This window comes from Proteiniclasticum sp. C24MP, assembly GCF_043951855.1.
Lineage (GTDB): Bacteria > Bacillota > Clostridia > Clostridiales > Clostridiaceae > Proteiniclasticum.
This window is the reverse complement of record NZ_JBINJW010000021.1, coordinates 43,440-50,164: the sequence shown is the minus strand read 5'-3', so window position 1 is coordinate 50,164 and position 6,725 is coordinate 43,440. Positions and strand designations below refer to the sequence as shown.

Below are 6,725 nucleotides of genomic sequence, written 5' to 3'. Positions count from 1 at the left end.
AGAGGAAATGATTAAGAAAGAAGAATCCAAAGCAGAATAAACATCTTGCCTCAGAAAAGGCAAGATCTGGGAGTTGATAGACCTTGCTGAAAATACTAGTAAAAGACGTGACCATGCACTTTCCATCGAAAGCGCTTTTTTCCCATGTTTCCCTAGAGGTCCAAGATCGAGACCGTATCGGCATTCTTGGAAGAAACGGCTCCGGAAAGACCACCCTACTGAAGATCATCCTGGGAGACATCCTGCCCGTGGAAGGACAGGTGAAGGTCCCCGTTCCCTATGGCTATCTGCCACAAAGCGCGGAAGTTTCAGAGGAGACCATGAAAAGCATTCTGGAAGGCAGCTATGGAAAAGACCTTCTGAAACTCATGGAAGATCTGTCCATTCATACACTCATGAACAAGGAAGTCCATAAGCTCAGTGGAGGTGAAAAGACAAAGCTTCTTTTCCTTCATGCGGTGAAGGACAACCCGCCTCTGCTCATACTGGATGAACCCACCAATTTTCTTGATACCGGAAGCATCGAAGTCCTGGAGAACTATCTCGCCGCCTATAAAGGTGCCGTACTTATGATCTCCCATGACCGGGATTTTCTGGACCATACGGTGGATACCATCTACCATCTTGATCAGAACAGAATGAAGAAATACAGCGGGAACTACAGTTTCTTCAAGGAAAAGCGGGAAAAGGAAATCAAAAGAGCGAATCTGGAGTACATCCGATACACAAGAAAACGAAAAGAACTGGAAGCGGCGGCCAGAGGCATCTCCGACAAGGCAAACAGGATGGAAGGGCTTTCCTCCAACGACTATCTACGTTCCAGAAACAAGCAGCTTCAGAAGAAAGCGAAATCCATGCGCAGGCGCATCGAAAAAATGGAAGTGAAGGAAAAGCCCCATTACGAAAAAGAAGTGAATCTCTCCTTCCACGTTTATTCGGAAAAAGCATCTCCCATTCTCCTTCGTGGAGAAGGCATCGGCAAATCCTTTGACACACTGCTCTTTGACCAGGTGAAGTTCCATGTAAGAAACGGCAGTAAAATCGCACTGCTTGGCGAAAACGGTGTTGGAAAGACCACCCTGATGAAGATCATGCTGGGACAGACAGACCATGAGGGAAAGATCCATATACCGCCTTCCACGAAGATCGGATACCTTTCACAGGAACTGTACCATCTGGAAGAGACGAAGACGCCCCTGGAAGACCTTTCCCGATACTCCGACGACAAGACTGAAATCAGAAACCTTCTTGGCTCCATGCGGATCACAGAGGACATGGTCTTTCAGAAAATCGGAACCTTAAGCTACGGAGAAAAACTGAGGGTGGAGCTTTGCAAACTGATTCTTACGGAATGCAATCTTCTGATTCTCGATGAACCTACAAACTTTCTGGACATCGAAACCAAAGAAATCATCGAGGAAGCCTTGAGAGACTACGAAGGTGCCTTGCTTCTCATTTCCCATGACCGCTACTTCATCAAGGCCGTGGCAGAGGAGATCTGGCATCTGGCAGAGAAGAAGCTTACTGTCTATGAAGGAAACTATGACTATTTTCTTTCGAAGCAGATTCCGGAAAAAGAAAACCATGAGGACATTCTGATCATGGAAATGAACCTGGCGGAACTGGCCCATAAGATGACTCTGGCAGGAAAAGAAGAGAAAAAGAAACTGGAAGAGGAATATTTCAGTATTGCTTCCAGAATGGATCAGCTCAGAAACAGGTGAAACTTAAAGGATCTTCCCAGCTCGGGAAGATCCTTATTTATGTATATTCTATTTGACCAGATAACCACCGTCAACAGGGATGATCGCACCACTGATGTAATCACTTGCAGGAGACGCAAGAAAAATCGTTATGCCCTTCATATCTTCAGGTTCGCCCCATCTCCCGGCGGGAATACGTGCAGAAATCTGCTGGCTTCGCACGGGATCATGGATCAGTGCTGTATTCATTTCAGTCGCCATATAGCCCGGAGCGATGGCATTGACATTGATCCCTCTCCCCAGCCAGTCATTGGAGAGTCCTTTCGTCAGCTGCGTTACACCGCCTTTTGCTGCACTGTATGCAGGTACGGTCTGTCCCCCAAACCAGGATAACATGGATGCGACATTGATGATTTTTCCACGGCCTTTCTCAAGCATCACTTTTCCAGCCAGCTGACACTGGATAAAGACAGCATGCAGATTTACATTCAGTACTTCGTCCCACTCTTCAATAGGAAAGACTTCTGCTGAATGTCTCCTCTGTATTCCTGCAGCTGTCACCAGGATATCCAGATCATTATCCAGCAGCTGAAGTGCTTCCTCAAAGGAAGAATATACTTCCTCACGATTTCGCAGATCTGCTCTGACCGAATGACACTTGTATCCTTTCTCCGCATACTCCTTCTGCACCGCATGGACTTTTTCAGATGATCCCATCAGCACAACTTCACAGCCAGCTTCCAGCAGCGCTTCCGCCATACTCTTACCCAGTCCTCTGCTCGCCCCTGTAACAATGGCTTTCTTTCCGCTGATGTCGAATAAATTTTCTACCATTTCCATCTCCTTGTTGTTCTTATTACTGTATTTTTTTCTCTGTCTGATTAGTCTAATTAAGTGCTCCCTTACACTCTGCTATTTGGTCTGGGTATTCAAAGCATCCATTTCACCGATGAACTCAGAAACACCGAAGAACACCGCTACAGCCGATAGCAGAATGGCACCATAGCAAAGCACTGAATTTTCTCCATCTCGCAGTATTGCTAAAAGGCCAGTCACAAGGGAAATGATGGCACAGCCGAAGGCAACCAGAGTCATGATGGCAAGATTCAGATGATCAAAAAATCCTCCATTATAGAGAATCTCTATGTCTTCTGCCATATAGGCAACAACCACCACCAGAATGACAGCAATGATCATGAAACTGATGGAGAATACACCTGATTTGGTTCTGGGATAAAGCGTGAGTTTCATGGAATTCACCTCCAGAATAACTTGGTTCTCTTTATGATTCCATTATAAACCTATCTGTGGAAACATACCAATAATCCTTCATCGCTTCTCACATGGGATCAGAACTCAACCTTCGAAAACTTTGAACCCGGTGAAAAAGAAGGATTAAGATTACATAATCATTGTTATGAAATCTTAATCCATTCTATCAGTTCTCCAGTTCCACGACCTCTTCCAGCAGCGCAAGGCCCTTTTCATGCACCTTCAATAGGATTTTCTCACTTTCCACCGTGTAGATTTCATCCGTATAGGCGTCTCGGATAATTGCCTGCTCGTTAAATGCGTCACTGACCTTTACCGTCACCTCTCCAGGTACTCCTTCATAGATCACCACCGTATTTTCCAGTCCGTTCTGGTCATATTTTCGCATATATACGTAAGGCTCTTCACTTAATCTTGTATGTTCTCCTGCACCCACTGCAAGATTTCTGTTTCGGAAAGAACCGAGCTTTCTGAAATGAGTGAGCACCTCTTCGTCGATCTCTTCCCAGTTCATGGGTGATCTGGTTCCCTGGGTGGCATCGGATCCACCGTCTCCCATCGGTCTTGCGGTCTCATCTCCATAGAAGATCTTCACCGCACCGGGCAGAAGCAGAAGATAGGTCCCTCCTTCTTCGAGACGGTCTCTTGGATAGAGCGTTGTGTCATGCTGAGATATATAGCTTAAGACATTGAACTCCTCATCGCTGTTTAGCGCTTCGGCGTAGTTTGCAAAGATATTATCCTTGTTTCTTCCCCTGAACACTGGTCCGTCTTTCTTCAGTCCCTGGAAAGTGAAGTTGATGAGTGCGTCGAATCCGTTGTCGAAGTAGTAGTCCTTCAGCACGCCATGCCCCCATACCTCTCCCATCATGAAGAAGTCGTCGGTGAATTTCGCAGCTGGCTTGTCCGGATTATTCTCTCTGTAAGTCTTCAGCGCCAGACTGGCAGATGCTTCCAGCTCCGCCCATCTTTCCACTTCCACATGCTTTGCCGTATCGATCCGGAACCCGTCGATCCCGAACTCTTCCACCCATGCACTGAGCCAGCTGATGATGTATTCATAGGGTGCAAGGGAAAGGTCCTGCCTGAGATCTCTTGCACTGGGGAGAATCCAGGGGTCATAGTTTTCATCCTCACTCATCCACTTTCTTTCCAGAATCGGCGGCAGTCCGATATCCTCCGTCACATCGGTCCTGATATCTGGAAGCCCCGCAAGGGAAAGATCGATTTCCGTGGCACCGGGCTTCTCATAGCCGGGAAGATCGCTTCGCACCCAGTCCCCCCAGTAGTTCTCCCAGGCTTCTTCGCTTTCGTAGTCCACATGATCCGTGTAGGAGAAGAAGTCGTCTCCCTCCTCCACGATGAAGTCTTCCGGCAGATCCACATTCCCGTAACCATATTCCAGCATATCCTGAAGATTCGGGTATCCCACGTGGTTCATGACCACGTCCATGATGATGCGGATGCCCTTTTCATGGGCGGTATCCACAAAGGTCCGAAACTCTTCCACGGTACCCATATTGCGGTCCATCATGGTCCAGTCCAGGGCATAGTAGCCGTGGAAGCCGTAGTGTGCGAAATCCCCCTCCCGGCCTCCGCCGATGTAACCATGGATCTGTTCATAGGGCGCCGTGATCCAGATAGCATTGATGCCAAGGTCTGTAAAATAACCATCCTCAAGCTTTTCCGTCATGCCTTTGATGTCTCCGCCGTTGAAGGTGCCTATGCTCTTTCCCAGACTGTCCACAGTCTCTCTTCCATAGGCGTTGTTGTTCTCCTCGTCACCATCAAAGAACCGGTCTGTCATGGCAAAATACACGGTGGCATTTTCATAGGAAAAGGCTCCTTCCGTGGAAGTTCTGTACTGCGTTTCCTTACTGCTGCAGCCCATGACCGTCAAGGTCATCACTGCTAGCATCAGGGTGATCCAGATTCTCTTCTTCATACGCTTCTCTCCTCTTTCTCACGACTCAATCCGCTGTCCACTTCCATGGCCAGGAAAGAGAGTCCTTTCAGGTTGATTCTTCCGTCAAGAACCACCTTTTCTCCTGTATAGAGATTTCTCCCTTCTATCTTTTCTGGCAGATCGATTTCTCTCAGACGATTGTCCAGATTGAAAAAAGCAAGGATTCTTTTCCCCTCATGATTTCTGCTGAAGGAAAAGACTTTGCCCGAAACCATCTCCACCTGGAAATCACCCTCGGACAGCACATCATTCTCTTTTCTCATCCTCACCGTATCCTTGAAGAAACGGAAAAGTTCCTGATCCCAGTCCGCTCTATCCCAGCTCATGGTTCTTCTGCAAAGCGGGTCCATTCCGCCGCTTATTCCGATTTCATCTCCGTAGTAGACATAAGGTACGCCCTTATAGAGAAACTGGAAGGCTGTAGCAAGCATCAGCTTCTTCTTTGAGCCTCTCGTCTCCGTGAGAAACCTCGGTGTGTCATGACTGCCCAGAAGATTCAGCATCTGATGGGTGATCTCTTCTCTGTAGATGGTCTGATTATGGATGAGCACCTGGAAGAACTCTTCCAGGCTCAGTTCACCTCTGGCGAAGGTATCGATCATGGCATGCCGGAAAGGATAGTTCATGATGCAGTCCAGCTCGTTTCCTTCCAGGAAGTCCTCTGCCTCATGCATGATTTCCCCTATGATCACCGCATCCCTCTTCGTTTCCTTCACGACCTTTCTGAGATCCTTCAGAAAGCTGTGGCTGAGTTCATCGCACACATCCAGTCTGTATCCGTCGATACCGGTTTCCTCGATCCAGTATCTTGCCACATCAAGAAGGTACTGCCGTGCTGCCAGGTTCTTGAGATTGAGTTTGGGCATATAGGCGATATAGTTGGCAAAGGTGTAGTAGTTGACCTTTTCCTTGGATACCGGGAAGCTATCCAGATGATACCAGTCCTTGTATCTGGACTCCTCCTGATGTTTCAGTACATCCTCAAAAGCGAAGAAGTCATGTCCCGTATGGTTGAACACCGCATCAAACACCACGCGGATCCCCGCTTCATGGCATTTCGCCACAAGCTCTCTGGTCTCTTCCAGCGTACCGAAGCTGGGGTCGATCTTGTAGTAGTCTCTGGTGTTGTATTTGTGGTTGGAGGTGGACTCGAAAAGAGGCGTGAAGTAGAGCAGCGTGATGCCTAGCTCCGAAAGATAAGGGATCTTCTCGGTGATGCCCTTGATGTTCCCTCCGAAATGACTTCTGGTGGTGGGTGTATCTCCCCAATGGGAAAGCTTCTTCTCATTCAGAATGACTTCCGCATGTTCCGAACGGTGGAATCTGTCCGGAAAGATCTGGTAGCAGACGGACTTCTTCAGCCAGTCCTCTCCCTCATAGACATCCTCCTCCGCAATGTAGGGAAATGCATAGTGACGAAGGACTCTGGGCCTTTTTTCCCAGGCGCCTCTTTCATCCATATACCAGACTTTTCCCTCATGGTCTCTCAGGATAAAATAGTACGCATAGCGGTTCCTTTCTAGATCGATGACGGCATCATAATAATCGAAATGCATATCCTTGTAGGATTTCTTCATGGTCTTGATCTTAAAGATGTTCTTTGTGAGATACCGGTCTCTGTAATAGACCTTGATCTCATTAAAATCATCTCTTGCTGTACGAAGCCTCACATAAAGGTGATCCTTGTCCTTGGCATAGGCATAGGGAATGGTGGTCTGATGATGAAGTGCATGTATATTGATCATGTTGCTCTCTCCTCCTCAAGGATGCTTTCCATACGGTTA

General features: G+C 47.6%; 5 protein-coding genes. 1 reads left to right on the top strand and 4 read right to left on the bottom strand.

The genetic code is table 11. From position 1 onward, the window contains the following. The first annotated feature begins 83 nt into the window (after positions 1–83). Positions 84–1,724: a ribosomal protection-like ABC-F family protein gene (gene abc-f / locus ACHAL6_RS12265; RefSeq protein WP_395270964.1), complete on the top strand. Its 1,641-nt coding sequence runs from the start codon at positions 84–86 to the stop codon at positions 1,722–1,724. A 48-nt stretch (positions 1,725–1,772) separates the two neighbouring features. Here the strand turns inward: abc-f and ACHAL6_RS12260 are convergent, their stop codons facing one another. From ACHAL6_RS12260 to ACHAL6_RS12245, 4 genes are all read right to left on the bottom strand, one after another. Further along, positions 1,773–2,537, bottom strand: a complete 765-nt coding sequence (locus tag ACHAL6_RS12260) for an SDR family oxidoreductase (RefSeq protein ID WP_395270963.1) — start codon at positions 2,535–2,537, stop codon at positions 1,773–1,775. Positions 2,538–2,615: 78 nt separating this feature from the next. Continuing rightward, positions 2,616–2,954 carry a hypothetical protein gene (locus tag ACHAL6_RS12255; RefSeq protein ID WP_395270962.1) on the bottom strand — a complete coding sequence of 113 codons (339 nt, stop codon included), beginning with the start codon at positions 2,952–2,954 and terminating at the stop codon, positions 2,616–2,618. Positions 2,955–3,141: 187 nt separating this feature from the next. Continuing rightward, a complete protein-coding gene (locus ACHAL6_RS12250) occupies positions 3,142–4,920 on the bottom strand; it encodes an alpha-amylase family glycosyl hydrolase (RefSeq protein ID WP_395270961.1) in 1,779 nt (592 codons plus the stop codon). Continuing rightward, a complete protein-coding gene (locus tag ACHAL6_RS12245) occupies positions 4,917–6,686 on the bottom strand; it encodes a glycoside hydrolase family 13 protein (RefSeq protein ID WP_395270960.1) in 1,770 nt (589 codons plus the stop codon). Before ACHAL6_RS12245 ends, ACHAL6_RS12250 begins: the two co-directional genes overlap by 4 nt. Positions 6,687–6,725: the final 39 nt, after the last annotated feature.